At 45.9% G+C, this 20,517-nt stretch carries 18 protein-coding genes and 1 riboswitch; of the genes, 8 read left to right on the top strand and 10 right to left on the bottom strand.

Annotated features, from left to right (window positions below):
• The first annotated feature begins 23 nt into the window (after window positions 1–23).
• Together OB236_RS31170 and OB236_RS31165 are read left to right on the top strand one after the other, a co-directional pair.
• On the top strand, window positions 24–1,625 hold the full coding sequence (locus tag OB236_RS31170; RefSeq protein ID WP_317259399.1) for a flotillin family protein: 1,602 nt from the start codon (window positions 24–26) through the stop codon (window positions 1,623–1,625).
• A gap of 299 nt (window positions 1,626–1,924) precedes the next feature.
• The gene (locus OB236_RS31165) at window positions 1,925–2,497 is read left to right on the top strand and encodes a hypothetical protein (RefSeq protein WP_262687488.1); all 573 of its coding nucleotides are present in this window, start codon (window positions 1,925–1,927) and stop codon (window positions 2,495–2,497) included.
• Window positions 2,498–2,597: 100 nt separating this feature from the next.
• On the opposite strand, the gene OB236_RS31160 is transcribed toward OB236_RS31165, so the two are convergent.
• The 8 genes from OB236_RS31160 to OB236_RS31125 all read right to left on the bottom strand — a co-directional run bounded on the left by OB236_RS31160 (window position 2,598) and on the right by OB236_RS31125 (window position 11,191).
• Entirely contained in the window at window positions 2,598–3,371 is a 774-nt protein-coding gene (locus OB236_RS31160) for a hypothetical protein (RefSeq protein ID WP_262687487.1), read from the bottom strand.
• Window positions 3,372–3,504: 133 nt separating this feature from the next.
• Entirely contained in the window at window positions 3,505–4,107 is a 603-nt protein-coding gene (locus tag OB236_RS31155; RefSeq protein ID WP_262687486.1) for a DUF3267 domain-containing protein, read from the bottom strand.
• 34 nt (window positions 4,108–4,141) lie between these two features.
• A complete protein-coding gene (locus OB236_RS31150; RefSeq protein WP_262687485.1) occupies window positions 4,142–4,954 on the bottom strand; it encodes a VanW family protein in 813 nt (270 codons plus the stop codon).
• Window positions 4,955–5,156: 202 nt separating this feature from the next.
• Window positions 5,157–6,464, bottom strand: a complete 1,308-nt coding sequence (locus tag OB236_RS31145) for an aminotransferase class I/II-fold pyridoxal phosphate-dependent enzyme (protein ID WP_076232111.1) — start codon at window positions 6,462–6,464, stop codon at window positions 5,157–5,159.
• Between the two features lie 145 nt (window positions 6,465–6,609).
• Window positions 6,610–7,983 (bottom strand): sulfatase-like hydrolase/transferase, encoded by a 1,374-nt coding sequence (locus tag OB236_RS31140; RefSeq protein WP_262687484.1) that lies wholly within the window; start codon window positions 7,981–7,983, stop codon window positions 6,610–6,612.
• A gap of 53 nt (window positions 7,984–8,036) precedes the next feature.
• Window positions 8,037–8,870, bottom strand: coding sequence for a carbohydrate ABC transporter permease (locus tag OB236_RS31135; RefSeq protein ID WP_076232106.1), 834 nt, complete (start codon window positions 8,868–8,870; stop codon window positions 8,037–8,039).
• Window positions 8,867–9,757 carry a carbohydrate ABC transporter permease gene (locus OB236_RS31130; RefSeq protein WP_083689365.1) on the bottom strand — a complete coding sequence of 297 codons (891 nt, stop codon included), beginning with the start codon at window positions 9,755–9,757 and terminating at the stop codon, window positions 8,867–8,869. The genes OB236_RS31135 and OB236_RS31130 overlap by 4 nt, the downstream gene beginning before the upstream one ends.
• 120 nt (window positions 9,758–9,877) lie before the next feature.
• Window positions 9,878–11,191, bottom strand: coding sequence for an ABC transporter substrate-binding protein (locus OB236_RS31125; protein WP_262687483.1), 1,314 nt, complete (start codon window positions 11,189–11,191; stop codon window positions 9,878–9,880).
• A gap of 178 nt (window positions 11,192–11,369) precedes the next feature.
• Here OB236_RS31125 and OB236_RS31120 point away from each other — a divergent pair, with 178 nt between their 5' ends.
• From OB236_RS31120 to kduI, 3 genes are all read left to right on the top strand, one after another.
• Window positions 11,370–12,125 carry a response regulator transcription factor gene (locus OB236_RS31120; protein ID WP_262687482.1) on the top strand — a complete coding sequence of 252 codons (756 nt, stop codon included), beginning with the start codon at window positions 11,370–11,372 and terminating at the stop codon, window positions 12,123–12,125.
• A 2-nt stretch (window positions 12,126–12,127) separates the two neighbouring features.
• On the top strand, window positions 12,128–13,891 hold the full coding sequence (locus OB236_RS31115) for a sensor histidine kinase (protein ID WP_262687480.1): 1,764 nt from the start codon (window positions 12,128–12,130) through the stop codon (window positions 13,889–13,891).
• Window positions 13,892–14,096: 205 nt separating this feature from the next.
• Entirely contained in the window at window positions 14,097–14,930 is an 834-nt protein-coding gene (gene kduI / locus OB236_RS31110; RefSeq protein ID WP_076232093.1) for a 5-dehydro-4-deoxy-D-glucuronate isomerase, read from the top strand.
• Between the two features lie 98 nt (window positions 14,931–15,028).
• Here the strand turns inward: kduI and OB236_RS31105 are convergent, their stop codons facing one another.
• Entirely contained in the window at window positions 15,029–15,652 is a 624-nt protein-coding gene (locus OB236_RS31105) for a pyridoxamine 5'-phosphate oxidase family protein (protein WP_262687478.1), read from the bottom strand.
• A gap of 128 nt (window positions 15,653–15,780) precedes the next feature.
• Here OB236_RS31105 and pdxR point away from each other — a divergent pair, with 128 nt between their 5' ends.
• The gene (gene pdxR, locus OB236_RS31100) at window positions 15,781–17,262 is read left to right on the top strand and encodes a MocR-like pyridoxine biosynthesis transcription factor PdxR (protein WP_262687477.1); all 1,482 of its coding nucleotides are present in this window, start codon (window positions 15,781–15,783) and stop codon (window positions 17,260–17,262) included.
• A 100-nt stretch (window positions 17,263–17,362) separates the two neighbouring features.
• Here the strand turns inward: pdxR and asd are convergent, their stop codons facing one another.
• A complete protein-coding gene (asd, locus tag OB236_RS31095; protein WP_076232087.1) occupies window positions 17,363–18,154 on the bottom strand; it encodes an archaetidylserine decarboxylase in 792 nt (263 codons plus the stop codon).
• Between the two features lie 208 nt (window positions 18,155–18,362).
• Here asd and OB236_RS31090 point away from each other — a divergent pair, with 208 nt between their 5' ends.
• Both OB236_RS31090 and OB236_RS31085 read left to right on the top strand, forming a co-directional pair.
• Complete coding sequence (locus tag OB236_RS31090) at window positions 18,363–19,328, top strand: acetylxylan esterase (protein ID WP_262687476.1); 966 nt, start codon at window positions 18,363–18,365, stop codon at window positions 19,326–19,328.
• A 197-nt stretch (window positions 19,329–19,525) separates the two neighbouring features.
• Window positions 19,526–20,296 (top strand): hypothetical protein, encoded by a 771-nt coding sequence (locus OB236_RS31085; protein WP_262687474.1) that lies wholly within the window; start codon window positions 19,526–19,528, stop codon window positions 20,294–20,296.
• Between the two features lie 96 nt (window positions 20,297–20,392).
• Window positions 20,393–20,498, top strand: a riboswitch (TPP riboswitch).
• The last annotated feature ends 19 nt before the right edge of the window (window positions 20,499–20,517 follow it).

Below are 20,517 nucleotides of genomic sequence, written 5' to 3'. Positions count from 1 at the left end.
AAAACGTAAAAGGTGGGATTTCTTTGACGCAATTGACTACTAACTATGAATACTTAACGATTCCTGTATTATTGATTGCTGTTCTGGTTATACTCGGATTGGCCTTTTGGTCACGGTATAAAACGGTCAGTCCAGATAAAGCGATGATCATCACCGGTTCTTTTTTAGGCTCCAAAAATGTAATGAATGATGAAACAGACCGTAAATTAAAAATCATTCGTGGTGGTGGCGCATTCATCCTCCCCGTATTCCAGCAGGCACAGTTTATTTCGCTTTTGTCCCACAAACTTGATATTGCGACTCCTGAGGTATATACGGAGCAGGGGGTACCTGTACTCGCTAACGGTGTTGCAATTATCAAGGTTGGTGGATCGATCGAGGATGTTGCTACGGCTACCGAGCAATTTCTCGGCAAAAGTGATGAGGAGCTGCGTGGTGAAGCGCAAGAGGTGCTGGAGGGCCACCTTCGGGCGATTCTCGGCAGTATGACGGTTGAGGATATTTATAAAAATCGTGATATATTTGCTCAAAAGGTTCAGGAGGTTTCGGCCATCGATCTTCGTAAAATGGGCTTGCAAATCGTCTCCTTTACGATCAAGGATTTGCGCGACAATAACGGATATCTGGACGCATTGGGTAAACCCCGGATTGCTGCTGTGAAGCGTGACGCGGATATTGCCCAGGCCCAAGCGTCCCGGGATGCGCGAATTCAAAAGGCAAATGCCGAGGAGCAGAGCCAGAAGGCCGAGCTTGCGCGCGACACGAACATTGCTGAATCCGAGAAGGATAAGCAGCTGAAGATTGCTTCATTTAAGAAGGAGCAGGATGTAGCGAAGGCCGAGGCCGATCAGGCTTATGGCATACAGGAAGCCAAGTCGAAGCAAATTATCGTAGAAGAGCAAATGAAGGTTGAGCTTGTTCGCAAAGAACGGGAAATCGATCTGGAAACCAAGGAAATATTGCGCCGTGAGAAGCAATATGATTCCGAGGTCAAGAAGAAAGCGGATGCGGATCGTTATGCGATCGAGCAAGCAGCAGAAGCGGATAAGTCCCGTCGCATGCGTGAAGCCGATGCGAGACAGTATCAGATTGAGGCAGAAGCGAGAGCCAACGCGGAGCAGGTACGTATTTCTGGGATTGCCATCGCAGAAGCGGGCTTGGCCAAGGGTAATTCCGAAGCTAATGTCGAGCGAGCCAAAGGTACCGCACAAGCAGAGGTCATTCGTCTTCAAGGGTTTGCGGAAGCAGAAGCCAAGGAAAAGCTTGCTGAAGCCTACGCCAAGTTCGGTGAAGCGGCGATTCTGGATATCATTGTCAAGATGCTGCCTGAGCTGGCAGCCAAAATCGCCGAGCCGATGTCTCATATCGATAAGCTTACCATTGTAGATGCCGGTGGTAACGGTGGCGGCGCTACAAAGGTAAGCAAATATGTAACCGAGTTGATGGCTACAGCACCAGATATGCTGAAAAGCGTATCGGGCATCGATTTGGAGGAGCTCGTCAAAGGGCTGACCAATCGTTTGGGAGGCGTGGGCGCAACCGACAAACAGATCATATCCACACCTGCAGAGGCTCACAAAGTCATTCCTCTGGAACAGATCGTGGTGCCGACAGAGGGGAAATAACGAATTCAGCCAGCAGCCTTTCGGTCGTCATAGACGCTCGGAAGGCTTTTTTGCGGTTATACGGAAAAGTGTCGACTGGCCGATTGAGTCCAGGAGGAGCGGAAGCTACGCGCCTGTTTTAATCACGGGCGCGGCTCCCTGCAGTTGATGAAGAGGATCTGCCCACATGAGTAGAATAGCAAAGCTTCGCTTACGACCGTTCTGTTTTAAATTACCGTCAGGAGCTATATAATGAGGGAACAAGAGTCATTCCCGCTTGCATTTATCGGTATGGCTCTTTCCAAGGAGGAGAAGCTACGTTGCTATCAGATCAAGTCGAACAATTTTTGAATTTATCATCCCGGCTGCGCCCCGCTTATATTCCGAGTCTGGGAAGCCATCAAGAGGCAGCCGTCAGCATTGGGGATATCCTCCAGGAGGTACCCGCATTGCTAATGGCATTGTATGGTAGAGTGGCCGGCACCCGCAGAGAGATAGAAGACCAGACCCTGATGGATTTTATACCCGGCTATCGGTTGATTCATCTTGAAGAATACGAGCAGGAAATGCAGCAGCTATCCGAATTATTGCTCGACAGGCATAAGGAATCAGGCGAGATCGTATTGCCTTTGTTAACGAACTATGCGAGTGACTATATTTGCTACCGCAGGTCTGTTGAGGGTGTTGAACACATATGTGATTTGTTATTGGCTGATCATGACGATCTAGAAGTACTTCATGCTTCACCCGAAAAGTTCATGGAAACCTTGTGCGCCTTTTATGAGCAGCAGGTATACTATTTGGATGATGAGGGATATCTCGATTATGATTTGGTAAGGGAAGGCGAGGTAGGAGCGGCTCTGAATCCTGATGTGGCGTATTGGTCATCATGAGGGATAAGCTCAAGGATCGAATAGGATGTTGTACACGGTATTAGGCGGCTAGTTAAAATGGATAGAGTATTCAGGAAACCCTGATATCTATCCATTTTGGTTATCGTTTATTTCCCAGCTCAGTGCTCTTGTCCATTGAACCGTTAACAGGGGTTTCTTCTGCGATGTTGTCGTCTGACGGCTTATTCACTTCTTTCAGCTTCTCTGTCGTTGACTGTGTCATTTCGCCGATTCGCTTTTCAATATCAGAAATTCCCTTGTTCAAATTCGATAATTTCTCGCGCTTGCCCGTTGCAGGAAGATTAGATAAAGATCGAGCCTCATCCACTTTAATTTCATTTTTCAAAATCCGTGTTTCGCCTTGCATATTGTTTTTCTGCGCAGACATTCTTTCAATTTGATCCAGATTTCCAGCCAGGCTCGCAATGTTATGCAGCTGTTCAGCCTGTACTTCATTATCTGTTTTCGTTTCAGCAGCGACTGCCTTTGTAGGTTTCTTGCTTTCTTCATCCAGTCCTAATGCCTTTTGCTGATCGTCTACTTGTTGTTGACTAATTTGTTGATCCAATAAACGGAGCTGCTGATCGAGTTCCTTAATCTGGTCCTTGATCGTATCTAATTGACCGCCGTCTTTCAAGGTTTTTTCCACTAATTTATTTTTGTTCTCCAGCAGGTTTTCCTTTTGTTTCATTAAGGCTTCAATCATTGCATTTTTTTTGAATGTATCGTTTTTGGCAAACATGTTACGTGCCGCTTCACTAATAGACACGGAGTCTGCTTTGTCAGCTTTCTTAATGGACATACTGCTGTCTATTGCTTTTATCCCGGCGTAAGGGCTCTGGGTTATAGCTCGTGATGAAAAAGAAACTTGCATGTATTCACTCCTTTCTCCTAAATATAGGTAAATGATGGGCGTTATAATTCCACCTAATTGATATATCGGTTACAAATCAAAATTGTGTATATATGGTTCTTCATAGGTCGGATTGTTTGACTTTAAATTACATTTATTTCCATAATGTGTTCATACCATGATTTCTTATTTGCGCTTTCTTTGGTACTTGAGATAAAACTAGCACTACATTTAACAAATCGACGGACGAGCCCAGAGCATTAAGAATAATGAGGAAAATAAGTAATGGATTCAGATATCCCATGGGCCCTAACAGAACAGGCAGAACTATAGAAATGAGCACGAATGGCGCGAGAGATACGATCAAATAACGCATGCGAGACATAATTTCCTCTGTAAATACAAATCCACCGAAAACTTGAATACCAATTCCCGTGTGCTTGGATTTCATAAAGCTTGGAATCAGGCTGAGATGGATCAGCTCATGGATCAGTAGGAGCGCGAAAATAGAAAGGATATACAGGATATTAATATTAAAGCTTATCCCACCACCTTGAAACCCATAATCCTCTAAACTAACCGGTACAAATATCCTCGTTAGCATCAGCGTTAGGAAGCCTCCTACAAGCATAAAAGGAACCGATAATAAAATCGCAACGGGCAGGGATTTGGGCTCTTTTAACTGTACCCAATGCTCGGAAATGAGTCGAGCTTGTTTGTCCGGGTCAGCTTTCGGTAATTGAAAAGTGATCTTCACGCTTGCTAACCCCCTGTTATGGTGAATACACGAATTAAATGCCTTCCTGCAGCATCGGTTCGTACATCATAATGGCATGATTTTCAGTAATCATTTCATCATCAATAAGTTCATGTCCAATATTGTATACTTTCCTGGATATGCGGTTATGTCTTATGTAACCTCCCCAATACTCATGAGTTATCCAGTGTTCCTTTTCATAGATTTCATATGTTTGGGTTGGGGGGATATCTGCTCTCCATTCCCCAACCAAATGGGTATCCGTCAAGTAAATAACCAATTGATAAGTATGATTGGTTTCATTCTTGACTTGCAGGTCAAGGTAGTTATAAGCACAAGTGGCCCCACTTCCGAAGGGCTGGCTTCGATTGGAATCGGGGAATACATCGTAGCTATGTCGATATCTCTCCGTGACGGTTAATGGTGAATGTAAGGTCATCCAGTATATGAGATTGGATAATTGACATAAGCCTCCCCCGACGCCTGTCGTAACCTTTCCAAAAAACAAAATCATGCCATCCACATAACCTTTTCTGCGGGTTGTATTTCCAATTAAACGCCAATATGAAAAGGTTTCGCCAGGCTTTATAAGCAGTTTATTGAGTGTTTGTGAAGCAAGGATAAGGTTCTTTATTTTATTATGCTGCAGCCACATATCCACATCTTTTAATTCACGAAGTAAGGGAGTCTTATGTTTGAAAATTGTATATGGCAAAAGTGTATTTTGTCTGGCTGCAGCGTATTTTTTTCTACCGACATACCATTCCAGATAACGCTTGCAGCGATAATACTTCTTACCCAAATAAATTCTAAAGGGACTTCTTGTGATTGGCTTCAAAGATTTCATTCTTTTTTTACCTCCTTACACCCGGAAATACTGCATAGTAGAAGCTCGAACAAGTCTGAACATAAAAAAGATGAGTAGCGCAAAAAGGGTAGGTCCCACTTTACGTTACTCATCAAGTTGACTTTCGGGAGCTTTCAAAACGCGTGCCTTCCTTAAGGAGGGAGGCCAACCTGTATTACTTGCTCGATCTACGTTAACGTGTCTACTCGGCAGCTACTTTTTCTAAATCCTGTACGCCGCGGAAGATGGATTCAAACAGCTCTTCCAGGTTAACTTCCTCGATGCATGAGAAGGCAACACGCAGGTCGGTTTCACCCAGAGCAATCGTGCCAATCCCGTATTCGTTCAGCAGGTGGACACGAAGCGTTTCGGCATCGACGGTTTTCAGCTTAAGGCACATAAAGTAGCCGGAGTTGAACGGGTAATAGTCCCAGCTTCCATTATATTTGCCTGTGTCGAGAATACTTTTCACCTTGTTGGCGCGGCCCTTCATGATGGCGGCTTTTTCCTGCTTTTGTTCTTTAAATTCAGGAGCATTCAAAGCATGCAGCACGAAGGTTTGTGATGGATGCGGTCCGCTGGAAATCGTAGCACGGATGATCCCGAGTGTTTTTTGCTCCAACGCGGCCAGCATAGGATCGCTCAGTCCGGCATAGGTGATGAAGCCTACACGGAAGCCCCAGACGAATTCTTCCTTGGTCGCACCATCAATCTTGATCGATAGTACACGAGGATGCAGACCAGCCAGTTGACCAGCCAACGATTCCTGCATTGAATCTTCAAAGAATAGACCGAAGTAAGCATCATCAGTAACAGCTACAACATTGATCCCGGCTTCCGCAGCTTCCTTGATGACAGCGACGATTTGCTTGCCTTCTTCGGCACCTGGTGTATAACCAGTTGGATTGTTAGGGAAGTTCAATAGTACGACCGCTTTGCCTTTATCCTTTTGAGAGAGTAAAGCTTCACGCAAGCCCTCTGCATTAAAGCGGCGCTCGCTGTTGTATAATGGATAGTTCAAGATTTGGGCACCACGGCGAATCCCGAAGGTCAGCTCGTAGTTCTCCCAATTTTTATCGGGAATGATGACCGTATCGCCAGCCTCGGTAAACAAATCAGCGACGATGCTTAAACCATGAGTAAGTGCATTGGTGACGACCGGGTTGCCCAGGCCTTTATCGGATAAGGAAGGATTCTCTTCAAGCATTTTTTTACGCCATGCGGTACGCAGCTCTGGCTTACCAGCTGGAGGTGCGTACTCATAAAGATCCTTCGGATTGTATGCGGATAATGTATCCTGAATAACCTTGAGATGCATCGGCTTCCCGTTTTCAAGAGCGGTTCCGATTGTGGCATTAAAGGTTGTTGCTTTTACCTTGGCTTCAGCAGATTGGCTCAAAATGCCTACCTTTGGAAAATAGATTTCTTTTCCGAGATTCGAAAGCATTTCATACACATGCGTATTCTCATTCGCAATCGTATTGTTGAGCTGTTGAGCAAGAGGGTTCATTGAAGTTTCATCCTTCCGTCTTCCATATGGAGTTGCCTAATTAGTTCGGCAACATTATACCATTTTAAGGACGATGAGTCACGGTTTGATTTGAAGGCTTGAGTTTGAATCTATACACTTGTAGGTTCAAAAGAACAGCAGCTGCTTACTCGAATATTTCATATTCACGTACTTTTCGCTGCCCATATGCTGCAGCGGGAGCAGCGTCAATATGTGGTGCTGCTTCTCCGGCTTCGACCATCCGGCGGATCAACGTTTCGCGAAGCTGATCAGCAACCTTGCGATGGGATTCCATTCCGGCCAGATTGGTAAGCTCGTACGGATCTGCATAGAGATCATACAGGAACTCCTCGACATATCGGTCAGAGGAAGCGGTAGGGACGGGATCGCTTTTGATTGCGGAAGTGACGCTGTATTTCCAGCGCTGCGTACGGATAGCCCGCGCTGTCTGCGACTCGCTGATTTGCACAAATACTTCAGCGGGCCATTCGGCGTGACGGTTATTCAGCAGTGGAACGACGGATCGGCCCTGCATATGGTCAGGAACCTCGATACCTGCTGCATCCAGCAGCGTAGGTACGAAATCGACGAGACTGACAAGCTCCCTTACGCTGCCACCGCCTGTGAATTGCGAGCCGTACAAGGCACTGGGAACCCGAATGGAGCTCTCATGGCACGAACGCTTGTACTCGGCATTACGCGTCTTGAAATGCGAGCCATGGTCGGACGTGAATAATATGATTGTATCCTCAGTCAGCTGCAGGCTGCGCAGCGCATCTCTCACCCTGCCAAGCGCCTCATCGAGCCGTTTAACCATTCCATAGTAGCCGCCCAGATGCTGATGGGCGGTTCCACCGAGCGCAGCCAGATCGGGCGGTACCCACCGGGAGGTATACATATCCCGGTACACATCAGGTGCCGGATAGTCGTCGCGGTGATTCTGATGATGCGGCTCCAGGTACGAGAGAAACAGGAAGAAAGGCTTGTCCTTACGGTCGTCGATATAGCGGATGGCTGCGTCTGTTAATGCGTCGACGCGATAGCCTGGCAGCTTGACGGGCTGGCAATCATTGTCGTAGAGCAAGGTTTCATAAGCATCTGAGGTATGCTCCAGGGCATCGGCAGCAAGCCAATATTGATAACCGCCGCGCAGATGCTCAGGTACCGGCTGGTCGCGGGTTACGGCGAGATGCCATTTGCCGATGTAGCCAGTGTCGTAACCGGCATCGTTAAAATAACCGGCAAGCGTAGGCAGCTCCTGAGGGAGCGGGATGCCGTTCCGGTAGCAGCCCGTTTCGGTGGCGTACAAGCCGGTTTGCAGGCATGACCGCGCCGGTCCGCAGACCGGCTGGCAGGTGAAGGCATACTCCAGGTGGGTTCCCTGGCGGGCCATCTGATCGAAATTCGGGGTCAGTCTGAGCGGGTTTCCATGTACGCCGGTCGTATCCCAGCGCTGCTGGTCGGTAAAAAACACGATGACATTGGGCTGCTTGCGCTGTGGCTTTGCGGAATTGCGCATCATTAATCACTCCTTATCACTTCATATCTAATACCCATGTTAAGCTCAAAACGTTAACCTTTCAATCCGGTTGTGGAAATTCCATCCACAAAATGCTTTTGGGCAATAAAGAAGACGATCACGCAGGGAAGAATCGTAACGACGGACATCGCCATAACCTGATTCCAGTGGACAGCCCCTTCGTTATCCAGCACCATCCGCAGTCCCAGCGCGACCGTAAATTTGGATACACTGTTGATATAAATCAGGGCATTAAAGAACTCATTCCAGGTCCAGATAAATTGGAAAATGCATACCGAGAACAGCGCGGGCTTGGCTAACGGCACGAGCACCCGTGTCAAAATCCGGAACGAACCACAGCCATCAATAAAGGCGGCCTCATCGAGATCGCGGGGAATCCCACGGAAAAACTGAATCAGTAAATAGACGAAAAACGCGTGAACGGCCAGCAGGGCAGGTACATAAAAGGGCAAATACGTATTCAGCCAGCCGAAATTTTTGAATAAAATATAACGCGGTATCATAATAACGGCATCAGGCAGCATCAGCGTGGACATCATCAGCCCGAACAGCAGCTTTTTGAGCGGAAATTTGAAGCGGGCAAACCCGTAGGCGACGATGGTGCTGGACACTGCGGTGAGGATCACGACTGGAACGACCATAATGAACGTATTGGTGAAAAATGTGCTGAAGCTGTTTTTGCCAATTCCGGTCCAGCCCTTGCTGTAGGAATCCCAGACAAATGTCGAGGGTAGAAGCCCAACCGTGGAAAATACCTCCTGGTTCGGTTTGAATGAAGCGAATACGAGCCACAGCAGTGGATAAATAAAAAGCAGTCCAAATAATGACAAGAGAATTATGGTCCAGAGGTTATTTTGACGTGTCATTTATCATCGCCCCCGTCTTCATAATGCGTCCAACGGTTGGACGTTTTCAGCAAAATAAACGTGAATGTCATAATAATAATGAACAAGATCCAGGACAGGGCGGAGGCATAACCCATTTTAAAATAGTGAAACGCGTTATCGTACAGCATCAGTCCATACAAATAAGTCGATTTTACCGGACCACCGCCTGTAATGACGAAAGCCGCCGTAAACTGCTGGAAGGCTCCAATCGTCTGCATAATCAGATTGAACAATATAATTGGTGTCAGCAGCGGCAGTGTCACGCTGAAGAAGGTACGAGCTTTGGAGGCTCCATCTACCTTGGCAGCTTCATATAATTCCTTGGGAACCTGCTTCAAGCCTGCAAGAAACAATACCATTGAGGAACCAAATTCCCAGACTGGAAGCAGCGTAATGGTGAATAAAGCCAGCTTGGGATCACCCAGCCAGTCGATTGGAGGTATCGATAAGTACGACATCAGCTGATTGACCAGCCCTTCGCGCATAAACAGAAATTTCCACAGGACGGATACAGCAATACTGCCGCCAAGAATAGAGGGAAGGTAATAGACGGTACGGAATATGCCAATACCTTTCATCGATCTGTTCAAAATAATCGCAACCAGCAGTGCGAAGGCCAGCTTGGCGGGAACAGCCATCAGGACGTAGAGAAAGGTGACCCATAACGATTTATAGAAATCACGGTCGTTCGTAAAAATGTCAATATAGTTAGTGAAGCCGACGAAGCTTGGGGGTCGGATCATGTTATAGTCCGTGAATGAGTAATACAATGACGCGAAGAAGGGGTAAAGCGTCAGGATGATAAACCCTATAAGCCAGGGGCTGATATATAACAAGCCGACATATTTTTTGCTCAGTGTTCCCATAAGTCCACTCCTGTCTGTATTCGACATAAGACGACAAACGGGAGGTGCAGCCTGCCGCTCCTCCCGTTGTTTCGAGGCTACCCCGAAGTCATCCCATTCGATTTGATCTGTCCAAGCCTGTTATTTAATCGCTTTTAATTTATCGTTCAGCCTTTTGATGATTTCCTGAGCTGCGGCATCCGGGGTTGTACGTCCGAACGCGACCTGCTGCATATAATCCTCTACGAGCTTGATCAGCTCCTGATTGCTGCTGATTCCGTTGAGCGGCTCGCCCGGCTTTTCAAGCGCGATCTTGACCGCTTTGGCTACAGTTGGATCAACCAGCTGCTTCTCGACGAGTGCCTGCGAATTTTTCTCGACAGCCGGAATGCTGTAAGTATCACGAAGAATCAGTGCTGCTTCCGGATCGGTCAACAGCCAGCCAGCGAACTTGGCGGCTTCTTCCGGGAATTTGCTGCTTTTGTTAATCGCCAGTGGATTACTAGGGTTAACTAACACGCCTGAATCCTTGGCGTTTTGCGGAACTGGATACATACTGACGTCGATTTGCGGGATAAATGATTTCAGCTTTGTAATGGTCGAAGACAGGCCGAATGCAATCCCGATGTTGCCTTTTTGCCACGTAATATTTTGCGTAATTTCCGGGTACAGGCTGCTTTCTGCCACAGGCTGCAAGACACCGTCATCCAACAGCTTCTTGTAATACGTCAGCGCTTCCGCCAAAGTAGCCTGGTCAAAGCCGAGTGTTTTATCCGTATTGATCCACTGCTTCCCGGTTTTTTGCTTCACATAAGGCTGCAGGAAGCCGCGGACGTCCAGCATCGAGAGCAGGTAAGCATTAGCATCCTGCTGATGCACCTTTTTACCGTATTCATGTAGATTATCCCAATCCCACTTGGTATCCTCGGGAATATTGAACTTTTTGAAAAATTCCTTGTTGTACGCCGTAACCATGCCGTTGATCCCCATTGGAAGTCCAACCATTTTGTTATTAAACACGACATATTTGTTAAGGAAATCGCTGTTGAAGGCACTGAGATTCAGATTGTCCTTTTGCGTATTCAAATCCATTACCAGATCACCTTTAACGGCAATTTCATCGATCCAGTCAAACGACAGTGGTGTTAAATCGGGTGCGGTACCGCCAGCGAACTGTGTGACCAGCTTTTGGTAATAACCGTCAAAGCCGCCATACTCGGCTTCAATCGTCACATTCGGATGCTTGCTCATGTACAAGCTGATCGCTTCCAGTATCGCTTTATGACGGCCCTCGGAGCCCCACCATGCAAAGCGAAGCGATACCTTGCCTGCTGGCTTTACGCCTCCATCTGCCTGTGAAGCGGTTCCTCCGCCACCTGTGCTGCAGCCTGTAAATACGACAAACAGCAAGGAGCAGATGCATACCATTTGAATCCATTTCATCGTGTGTTTCAAAATTAATCCCCCTTGATTATCATTTAATAGTATAAAATATAAAGCCAATGCACTAGAATGAAAAGGCATACAGATTTGTTTTAGGTATCATTATTCACATATTTGGACGAAAAGGTATCATTATTTGCGCTTATCGTTTCTAAGGCGTATTTTTGTTAAAACAGGGGGTTTTCAACCGATGTACAAGCTGGTATTGGTCGATGACGAGGTGGAGATCAGGAACGGGCTTACGCAGTATTTTCCATGGAATGAGATTGGCTTTGATGTCGTAGGTGTATTTGAAAATGGAAAAAAAGCTTTAACCTATATAGATGCCCACGCCGTTGATGTGCTGCTGTGTGATATCCGCATGCCGGTGATGACGGGACTTGAATTAGCGCAGGAGCTGCACAGCCGTCAAAGTAAAATCAAAATTACGCTGTTAAGCGGCTACAAGGATTTTGAATATGCCAAGCAGGCGTTATCCTATGATATCAAAGGCTATATCGTAAAGCCGACTAAATATAATGAGCTGTATGAGCATTTTTCGAAGCTGAAGCAGGAGCTCGACAAGGCGGACGAGGAGCAGCATGGCAGACATGGCAATGATGACAACAGCACGTTTAACGAAAAAGTTATCGCAGCGATCCGCACATATGTGGAGCAGAATTACAAGCATGCAACACTGGAGGAAGCCGCGTCGCTCGTCAGAATGAATTCTTATTATGTAAGCCGTTATTTCAAGGAAAAAACCGGGCAAAACTTTTCCGATTATGTGGCGGAGGTTAAGATGAGCAAGGCTGCCGAGCTGTTGAAGGATATTCGTTACAAGACGTATGAAATCAGCGAAATGGTCGGGTACAGCCATGCCAAAAACTTTACACGCACCTTTAAAAAGCACTTTGGCATGAATCCGCGTGAATTCAGAAACAGTCGTGAAGATGAAAGAGGCTAGCAATGAGAAAAAAGTTTTTTTTGAAAAACCTGCTGCTGTTTCTTGTCCCGCTGCTGATTCCGATTCTGATCCTGGGTACGCTTTCTATTGTCATCACCCAGCGGTATATTCAAGGGGAAATCAACAAAAATAATCTGAATTTGTTCAACCAGATCGACCGTAATATTGAACTGATTTTTAATGAAATCGATTCGCTCAGCATCAGTCTTGGCAATCCGGAGGTTCTGTACAGGCTGGAGGACATTTTGCAGACACAAACCTTGACGCTGGAAAATCTGAGGCTGATGAAAATATCGCAAAATTATATCAATGCCCCGGTTACGGCCAAGCCCTTTATAGAATCGATCTATGTGTTTGTGAATAATGATCACAATCAATTCCTTGCCAACGGCGTGGGCTTGACGAATTTCAGCGAATTTCATGATGTATCGTGGAGGGACAGCTTTAATAATAATCAGAATAAAACCGACGTCTGGACAGAGCCGCGGGAAATTCAGCGTTATTCGTTTGAAGCGCCGATTCCGGTTACAACTGTTTATAAAAACCTGTTTTCTACCGTACAAAATGAGCCCAACGGTGTCATCGTGTTGAATATTTATACCAACTATATCGAGAAGCTGCTGGAAAATATCGTTACCTATCCAGATCAGCATATTTTGGTGGTGGACGGGAATAACCGCGTTATTTTTAAAAATCGCCGGCTTGATGAATTGAAGCCTTTTGATCTGAAAGAAATCCTGCTGTCGGATACTTCCTTTACCTTAAACACGAACGAGGGGGCGTATCTGATCTCGCAGCTGCATTCAAGCAAATACGGCTGGAGATATATCTCGATCACACAGGGGCAAGGGCTGACGCCTATACCTTTTCAGCTCAGTACGCTTTCACTCTCTCTGGTGCTGTTGTCTTTCATTCTGGGGCTGCTTTTAACCTACTTTTTGACTCGGCGCAATGTGAACCATATCCGCAACATTATTACGATTATTGATTACGCGGACCGTGGAATTCCACTACCGGCTACCTCGTCTGCGAGCGGAATTGATGAGTATGATTTTATTACGCAAAAAATTATTAAAAATTTCATTGAGCAAAACTACCTGCAGGTGCAGCTGTCCGAGAAAAAGTATAAGCTTCAGGCTGCCGAGCTGCTCGCGCTGCAATCGCAGATCAATCCGCATTTTTTGTTCAACACGCTGGAGACAATTTATTGGAAGGTTGTCGGGTTGACGGGAAAGCCGAATGAAGCGAATCAGATGCTTGAATATTTGTCCGATCTGCTGAAATATGCGCTGGATACGCCTAATAGAATCGTGACGCTGGAAAAGGAAATTATTTATACAAAAAACTATATTTCGATTCAGAAAATCCGCTACCGCGACCAGTTTGATGTGATCTGGGAGTATGACGATGAGGATATTAAAAGATACAGTACTGTCAAGCTGCTGCTGCAGCCGTTGATCGAGAACTCAATCTATCACGGAATAAAAGTGAAGGAGGGCCAGAGTTGTATCAAAATAAAAATCAACCGATTTGAATCATACATTCGCATCGCCGTTATCGATAATGGAATCGGGATGAGCCGGGAGCGCTTGCTGGAGGTCAATCATATGTTGGGTTTGGAGGAGCAGGCCATCGAGGAGGTCGAGCATATCGGACTTGTCAACACGAATAAACGGATCCAGCTAACCTACGGTATGAAGAAAGGAGTTCGCATTCAAAGCAAGCCAGGGGTTGGAACGGTTGTTTCCGTATGTATTCCTTATTAGCAGAGAAGTGACAAGGTCTTGAGTTGCCCTTGCTGCAAGGGTAGAGGTAAGTGTTGTATGGATGCTGTGGCGGGAGGAAGCAATTTATGATACCATAGACAGGTATGCGGCTAACTGTCCGTACAAGAAAATGAAACGTTTTAATATTGAGGTATCGATGAATGACCTCAATCCAGTACCTATTTTCGAGGAGGCAATTGTTACAATGGAAATTCGCTACGCAACGAATCCAACGGAAACAAAAACGTATGATACGGCAAGACTAAGAAGTGAGTTTTTGATCGAAGAGCTGTTTACTCCAGGTAAGCTGAATATGGTATACAGCCATGTGGACCGTTTTATTACAGGTGGAGCGATTCCGGTATCCGAGTCCATTAAGCTCGAAGCGGACAAGCATGACATGGGTGCTGAATATTTTCTGGAACGCCGTGAAATCGGTATCATCAATGTGGGTCCTAAAGGCTCGGTCATTGTCGATGGTACAGAGTATGAATTGGACAACAAGGATGGCCTGTACATAGGTCTTGGCAACAAGGAAGTTATTTTTAAAAGCGCGGATTCCGCAAATCCGGCACGTTTCTACTTTAATTCAACGCCTGCACATAAAAATTATCCAACCGAGAAAATCGAAATCACCAAAGCTGAGCCTGCGCATCTGGGTTCTATCACTTCCTCCAATGAGCGTACGATTTACAAGTACATTCATTTGAATGGTGTACAGAGCTGCCAATTGGTGATGGGGATGACCCTGTTGAAGCCGGGCAATATGTGGAATACTATGCCTTGTCACACGCATAACCGTCGTTCGGAAGTGTATTTGTATTTTGATATGCCTGAAGATGGTCTTGTGTTCCACATGATGGGCGAGCCTACTGAAACTCGTCATCTTGTTGTTCGCAACGAGCAGGCGATTATTTCCCCAAGCTGGTCGATCCATTCCGGAGTCGGCACGAATAACTATACGTTTATTTGGGCGATGGCTGGTGAAAATCAAGAGTTCAGCGATATGGATATGGTAGCTCCACAGGATTTGAGATAAGTCCTCTATTCAAAATTTCTGAATCATAACCCAAAAAGTCCGCAGGCATTATGCCTTGCGGACTTTTTGGGTTATGGAAATCCAAATGTTGGATCCGGCTAAGACTGTTTCCGATGATGAGGGCAATAAGCTTTCATAAGCGTCGCGGTTTCGGTATCAAGCTCCAGATTTCTTTCAACGAGCCCAGTGGTGATTTGTTCTAATCGGTCCTGCTGCATATTCTGCCCGAATTTAAACTTGGCTGACATCTCGGAAATCACGATACGTACAACGGAAGTCGCTTTAAGCTGAGGGATGTAATCGGTATCCAGCGGGTCAATCTGCTCATAGCCACCTTCGCTTTGCAGCTTCTGCATAAATGCGCTAAGCGCTGCTGCCTTTTGCTGCAGATCACTGACCAGCTCCGCATGTCCCTTGATCAGTACAGATTTAAAAAACGCAGTAGCCGGGCAAGCAAGCTTGGTGTCTGACCAGTAAGAAGGAATAATCGCATATTCCTTGGCAACGGAGAAGGTGACTCGTGTATCTGATTTGAGGTTTTTCATTTTTTGTCCAACATGGCTGCCGTGGAAATACAGACAGCCCTCATAATAGACGAAATTTAAAGGAGTCAACTGCGGCCAGCCATCCTCACCATTCGAGCCTAACACACCAAAGCTTACCTCCTGCAAAAATTGCAGCGTTTCCTCATGATCCATCACTTCAAATTCTTTTCTTCTCATAGGGATGACCTCCTTGATAGGTTTGATTATGAGCTTAACGTACTTATTGACAAATAATAAGCTCCAATTTAGAGTTAAATGACTGTACCAATATGGTTTCTCTAATTAAATCAAGAGGAGTCCTCGGCATGCACTTTCAAATTCCGTTTCATCTATACCGTTCCAAGTACCCTACCAAGCTGCTGGCTTTGTATCATTCATTAAGAGATTCAATCCTGGATGGAGTGCTGACTTACGAAACACGGCTTCCTTCGAGCCGGGAATTGGCAGCATTGTACGGATTGTCCAGAGGAACAGTCAATGTCGTTTACGATATGCTGAATGCAGAGGGTTACGTGCGAAGCGAGATAGGACGCGGGACCTTCGTTTCGATCCATTATGAACCGAAGTCCACTCCTGAGCGGCAAAGCCAAGTCTACGTACTGTCGGATTGGGGAAAACGGCTTATGTCGCAGCCAACAGGGGATGTCTCGTATGATTTGCCAGGTGTTGTAAAGCAAATTGATTTTCATTGGTTTGCACCGGATATTGGGTTATTTCCACAAGAAGAATGGAACCGACATCTCCATGCTGCAGCCAAGGAGTTAACGGGACAAGGAGTTATTCCACGTGCTGAACTGCAGGGAGACTATGAATTACGGAACAGCATCGCACAATATTTACGCAGGGCCCGGGGGATCGATAGTCATCCATCGCAAATTGTCATATTCAACGGTTCGATGCAGGCTATCGCGCTGACGGTTCAACTGTTGGTTAATCCCGGAGATCCTGTTATCGTAGAAAACCCGGGTTATTTGGGTATTCGGCGAGCTGTGCATACAGCAGGAGGTATTACCAAGACGATTTCTATGGACGGACAAGGAATTATTCCAGATGATTGGGAAGCCAAGCTGTTGTTTGTTACACCAAGCCGTCAGTTTCCTACAGGCGTTGTATTAAGCATGGAACGGAGACAGCAGCTTTTAAAATGGGCTTATGAGCAGGATGCGATTATTATCGAGGATGATTACGACAGCGAATTCCGTCACCGTGGCAAGTCATTGGAGCCACTTAAGGTATTGGATCGGGAGGATCGTGTCATCTACATCGGCAGCTTTAGTAAAACGCTCTTGAGCGGCATTCGAATCGGTTACGCAGTTATGCCTGCTTCTTTGGTGGAACCGATACGTAAAGCGAAGGCCTTATTTGAACCACGGCCTACCGGCTTACTGGAGCAGCGGACACTTGCAGCTTTTATGGGGAGCGGCAGCTACGAACGTCACTTACGCAGAATGAAGCGTGCTTACAGTCGCAAGTTCGAATGCCTGCAAAAATGGCTGTATATGCTGCTGTCCGGTCAATTCGCCTGGGTGGAGGGTGACGCAGGTCTGCATATTTTTGGATGGTGGCGCGGCAATGAACCGACCTATATCGAGTTTCGTGATCAATGTGCTCAAGCAGGTATCCGTTGGTCAGAGGTTAGTGTGCCTGTTCAGTTGACAGAAACTGAGGCAGAAGCAGAGAAAGTTAGCTATGGAGCTTATTTTAATTTCCCTCATTTATCGGAGGCAGACATCGAGTATGCGATCAAGAGGATGGAAGAGGTATGGAAGTCGATACAAACTGAATAGCTCGGAGTAAGGGCAATGCCCACTACCCCAAGCCAGGTAACTTTTATGAATGTTCTACTGAAAAAGGCTGATTGTGAGTAACCTGCGTAGACTTGTCGGTTTATGATTTGCGTTTAACGAAGCCCAGTATTTGTCCCATCTTGACTTTACTGCCGACCTGAAGGTCGGTGCGGCTTTCAAAGGTATCGGTTTCCATCAGAAGCACGACTGTGGAACCAAATTGAAAATAAGCGAGCTCATCACCACGTCCGGGTCGCTGCGGCAATGGAGAGACGTATTGAATGCTGCTGACATTCATCGCTCCAACCTTAACGACGGCAATTTCTCCGTCCTCATGCTGCATATACGTAATCAGTCTTTCATTACGACTTAATACTCGGCGCATTTGACGGAGACCAAACTCATTAACGGGATATACTTTGCCGGGAATGTGTTCTTTTTCAATAATATCACCCTCAATAGGGGTGTGAATTCTGTGGTAATCGGTTGGGCTGAGATAAAGCACAAAGTAAAAGCCATTCTTATAGCTGACCGCACGCGGCGAGAAATTAAGCATTTCATCGATCGTGTAATCTTGTCCCTTGACATTAAGAATTAATCCTTCGCTGATCGGTCCCATACCGGTAATGGCTGCATCCACCGGACTGACTACGATATGTGGAGACATATCAATCGGACGAAGGCCATTTTTTAATCTACGTGTGAAAAAGTCATTTAAAGACACATACTCGTTCCATGGCTTCTCTGCATCCTCCAACCGGATACCATAAATGCCGGCAAAGCGCGGGATAAGCTTGCGGCTTACTCTGGATTGAGCAAATGCTCCCGTTACCCGGGATATCGCTTTACGTGAATAGAGCTCTGTCAGTAAGCGAAAAAAAGATTTCATCATGAATGCAATTCACCTATTTCTTGTCGATTGGATACTAACGAATATCTTGACACATAACCTGCTGCAACGCAAGAAAAAAGAAGCTTTTTCTGAGGATGGCCGGAGGCTCCGGTATGGATAAAAATAGGTTGCGCGCCACCGAATAGTTGGTACAATAAGCAGGAGGATCATTCATTTAACCCATTATATTCAAGAGGAGCTGTTCCATTTGCCTAATGTAGATATGCCCTTATCCCAGCTTCAGGATTATAAGCCTGAGCTTACGAACGAGGCTGATTTTGACTTGTTTTGGGATAACGCCAAAGCGCTTTCAAATCAAAAGCCTCTTCATGCACAAGTAAATCTCGTGCAAGATCATCCATTGAAATCGATTTCGATATATGATGTGGTTTTTGATGGAGCGGATGGTACACCGATTCATGGTTGGTACGTAACTCCGAAGGGTGAACATCAACCCGGTTCACTGCCTGTCTTGGTCAAATATCATGGTTATTCGGGCAATCGCGGTTATCCGAACGAACTGCTGCAATGGGCTTCGATGGGAATGGCGGCTTTGGCGATTGACGTAAGAGGTCAGGGTGGCTTAACACCGGATAGGGCCGAATATCCCCAGGGAGGTATTCCGGGTTGGATGACCTTGGGCATACTGGATCCGGCTTCTTACTATTATAAGCAGGTGTATCTGGATTGTATTCGTGCTCTTGATTTCGTATGTTCACGCGAAGAGGTCGATGCCAGCCGAATTGTAGTATATGGGGGTAGTCAAGGTGGTGGGTTGGCACTCGCCGCAGCGGGACTGGATTCTCGTCCGAAGCTGGCGTTGCCTGTATTTCCTTTCCTAAGCCACTTCCGTCGTTCTGTAGAGATTCATGCTTCTGGACCTTATGTGGAAATCAAGAACTGGTTCCGTCGGTATGATCCTGAGCATCGACAGGAAGAACAGGTGTATAGAACGCTCAGCTACTTCGATGGTATGAATATGGCAAGCCGGATCAAGGCCAGAACCTTAATGGCGATAACCTTGCAGGATATCACATGCCCGCCTTCGACCTGCTTTGCTGCTTACAACCACTTGGCTGGTCCAAAGGAAGTTCGATTGTACCATGATTACGGACATGAGGGATTGCCTTTCCATGAAGAGGCAATGATGCGTTTCATAGAAGCTTATCTGTAAGTAAAATCAGTGAAATCACAGAGCCGTTCACTTCCAATTTGGAGGTGAACGGCTTTTAATATCCGGTTAGTCTCAAATTATACACATTTTCGACAAATTAATTCTAAAGTATTGTTTATATTTCTTTTTTATTAAGAAAAGCAGATTATAATGTTGTGAAGTAGGTCTTACTACATATAAAATAGGAGTGAAAAATGATGAAAAAAGTATTAAAGTTTCTAACGGTTTCCATTATGCTTTGGGCTTGTTTGCTTGGTATGTCTTCACTGGCATTTGCTGATGCAGCAATGGATTTTGAAATCACATCGGTAGCTTATGAGAACGGTGTCTTGACCGCAGTAGGTAATTTTAAGAACACAGGGGACAAAAGCATTGCAGATGTAACGAAAGTAGACGTTAAGATCATCCTTCACAACGATGCTGGTGATTCCAAAGAAGTAGCTAATCACTACTTTACAGACTTAAAGCTGAATATCAAACCAGGTGAAGCAGCTGAGTACACTTTGACTTTCTCTGATGTACCTGAGTACACAGATGCAACTTCATGGACTGCTGAAGAAGGCGAATGGGAATTTACATACTTTGATGATGCACCAGCGGTTACTCCAGCACCGGCAGAAGAAGCGGCAGCTCCTGCACCAGCGGCTGATACAGCACCGGCAGCGCTTGATTTCTCAGTACTTTCAGTGTTCTATGAAGATGGTAGTTTGAAAGCATCCGGTGTTTTCACAAACACTGGCGGTAAAAACATTGATGTTGTGCAAAAAGTAAGTGTGAAAATTATTCTTCATAATGATGCTGGTGATTCTAAAGAAGTAGCTAACCAATACTTTACAGATCTGCCTGTTCACTTGAAACCGGTAGAAATGAAAGAATACACACTGATTTTCACAGGCGTACCTGAATATACAGACGCAACTTCATGGACGGCTGAAGAAGGCGAATGGGAATACACCTACTTTGAATAAGCGTTTTTCGTAAAAAGTTGTACAGTGGACAAGCCTGAATGCGGGCTTGTCTTATTTTTTTGTCGTTGACATTTTGATCAAACCTGATAATATGAAGGTTGTCACTAGGGGAGCCATTTGGGCTGAGACTGAATCCATAGATTCTAAACCCTCTGAACCTGATCTGGATGAAACCAGCGTAGGGAAGTGGAGAGCACTCGAAGCGTGTAATGGATTCATAC

It is taken from the genome of Paenibacillus baimaensis, from assembly GCF_025567575.1.
Note: the sequence above shows the minus strand (reverse complement) of the source record. Positions and strands in the feature narration are given on the sequence as shown.